This window comes from Elioraea sp. (assembly GCF_051860475.1).
In the GTDB taxonomy this organism is placed as follows: Bacteria; Pseudomonadota; Alphaproteobacteria; order Acetobacterales; family Acetobacteraceae; genus Elioraea.
This window is the reverse complement of record NZ_JBHYDW010000218.1, coordinates 2,189-4,639: the sequence shown is the minus strand read 5'-3', so window position 1 is coordinate 4,639 and position 2,451 is coordinate 2,189. Positions and strand designations below refer to the sequence as shown.

The window sequence follows — 2,451 nt, the reverse complement described above, 5'->3', positions numbered from 1 at the left end:
CGTTGTCGAGCAGGACCTCGCGCAGCACCTGCTCGCTCCGCGCGTCGGCGAGGAAGGCGAGCAGCGACAGCCGCGGCGAATGCGACGGCGGAGGAGCGGGTGCCGGCTCGGGCGCGAGGATGCTACCGTCCGCCATGGCAGCCTCGCCTGGCAGACGCGCCCCTCCCCCTCGCACGCAGAGTCGTGACCGCGCGGCGCACACACCGGCACGCCCGGTGAGACAGGCGATCCCCCACCGTGTGCGCTGCGGCAGCCGCGCGCTCCGGCTTGGCGCCCGGAATGGGCGCGGAGGGTGCGGAACGCTGGACCATATCCATGCCATGGTCCGCCCCCGCGGTTAAGACGAGGTTGCCGCCACCCAAAGTTTCCACCTTGCGGCCCAGCCTCCCGCCGCAGTTCAGGCGTAACCGAGGGCCGAGGCGCGTCACGACCGCGCGAGGGTAGCGGCGCCGGCGGCGGCCACCTATCGTCGCCGTGTCCGAACGACACAGGGCTGATCACCGTGCAGACACGCGCCGCCGTCGCCTGGGAGGCCGGCAAGCCTCTGAGCATCGAGACGATCGAGATCGAGGGGCCGCGCGCGGGCGAGGTGCTGGTCGAGATCAAGGCGACCGGGATCTGCCACACCGATGCCTACACGCTCTCGGGCGCCGACCCCGAGGGGCTGTTCCCGGCGATCCTCGGCCACGAGGGCGCGGGCGTGGTCCGCGAGATCGGCGCCGGCGTCACCTCGCTCACACCCGGCGATCACGTGATCCCGCTCTACACGCCCGAATGCCGGCAGTGCAAAACCTGCCTCTCGCGCCGCTCCAATCTCTGCACCGCGATCCGCGCCACCCAGGGCAAGGGCGTGATGCCGGACGGATCGAGCCGATTCCGCTGCGCGGGCGACCCGGTGTTCCACTACATGGGCTGCTCGACCTTCGCGAACCTCACCGTGCTGCCCGAGATCGCGCTGGCCAAGGTCCGCGCCGACGCGCCGTTCGACAAGATCTGCTACATCGGCTGCGGCGTGACGACCGGTATCGGCGCGGTGATCAACACCGCCAAGGTGTGGCCAGGCGCGAATGTGGCGGTGTTCGGGCTTGGCGGGATCGGGCTGAACGTCATCCAGGGGGCGCGCATGGTCGGCGCCGATCGGATCATCGGCGTCGATCTCAATCCCGCCAAGCGCGCCATGGCGGAACGCTTCGGCATGACCGACTTCATCGATCCCGACGCGATCGGCCGCGACAGGGTGGTGCAGGCGATCGTCGATCTCACCGGCGGCGGCGCAGATTTCAGCTTCGAGTGCATCGGCAGCGTGCACACGATGCGCCAGGCGCTGGAGTGCTGCCATCGCGGCTGGGGCGAGAGCATCATCATCGGTGTCGCCGCCGCCGGGCAGGAGATCGCCACGCGGCCGTTCCAGCTCATCACCGGTCGGGTCTGGAAGGGTACCGCCTTCGGCGGCGCGCGCGGGCGCACCGACGTGCCGAAGATCGTCGACTGGTACATGCAGGGCAAGATCGCGATCGACCCGCTGATCACGCATACGATGGCGCTCGAGGAGATCAACACGGCCTTCGATCTGATGCACGAGGGCAGTTCGATCCGCTCAGTGGTGGTTTACTGAGCCGCCGATGGACCTCGCGGCCTTCCGTGCGAGCCTTGATGCCCCGGCCCCGCCCGGGGGCCTCTCTGCCGCCCTCACCTCCCTCTGGTGGGATGCGCGCGGCGACTGGGACCGCGCGCATGCCGCCGCGATGAGCGACGAGGGCACGGACGCCGCCTGGGTGCATGCCTATCTGCACCGCAAGGAGGGTGACCGCGCCAACGCCGGCTACTGGTATCGCCGCGCCGGCAAGCCCATGCCGGAGGCGAGCCTGGACGCCGAGTGGGAGGCGATCGCGACGGCGCTGCTGTCGCGCTGACGTCATCTTCCCCGTTGCCGAACGGCCGCGGTCCTGCCAATGCTCGCGGCCGGACGGCGCACCGGGTTCAGGGGAGACACGGGTGGATTACGCCCTGCAGCAACTCGTCAACGGGCTGACGCTCGGCATGATCTATGGGTTGATCGCGCTGGGCTACACGATGGTCTACGGGATCATCGGCATGATCAACTTCGCCCACGGCGACATCTTCATGGTGGGCGCCTTCACCGCGCTGATCGGCTTCCTGCTGCTCGGCATGGGCGGGGTCACCTTCGTGCCGCTGGCGCTGATCCTGGTGCTGGTGCTGGCGATGGCCTTCACCTCGCTCTACGGCTTCACGGTCGAACGTCTCGCCTATCGGCCGCTGCGCGGCTCGTTCCGGCTCGCCCCGCTGATCAGCGCGATCGGCATGAGCATCTTCCTGCAGAACTTCGTGCAGGTGACGCAGGGCGCCCGCGTCAAGCCGCTCGAGCCCGTCGTGCAGGGCGGGGTGGTGCTGAGCCGCGGCGGCAATGTCGAGGTGTCGCTCTCCTACATG

At 69.4% G+C, this 2,451-nt stretch carries 3 protein-coding genes; all 3 read left to right on the top strand.

Annotation, left to right across the window (positions count from 1 at the left end; translation table 11 throughout):
- Window positions 1-502 precede the first annotated feature (502 nt).
- Window positions 503-1,615, top strand: a complete 1,113-nt coding sequence (locus tag ACTIFU_RS22485) for an S-(hydroxymethyl)glutathione dehydrogenase/class III alcohol dehydrogenase (RefSeq protein ID WP_439580556.1) — start codon at window positions 503-505, stop codon at window positions 1,613-1,615.
- Between the two features lie 7 nt (window positions 1,616-1,622).
- Window positions 1,623-1,913: a hypothetical protein gene (locus ACTIFU_RS22480; RefSeq protein ID WP_439580555.1), complete on the top strand. Its 291-nt coding sequence runs from the start codon at window positions 1,623-1,625 to the stop codon at window positions 1,911-1,913.
- A gap of 82 nt (window positions 1,914-1,995) precedes the next feature.
- Window positions 1,996-2,451: ABC transporter permease subunit (locus tag ACTIFU_RS22475; protein ID WP_439580554.1), on the top strand; the 456-nt coding region annotated here is incomplete at its 3' end.

What these genes read in the sequence shown, in the direction of transcription:
- ACTIFU_RS22480 (WP_439580555.1), top strand. Translation starts at nt 1,623, where the DNA reads ATGGACCTCGCGGCCTTCCGTGCGAGCCTTGATGCCCCGGCCCCGCCC.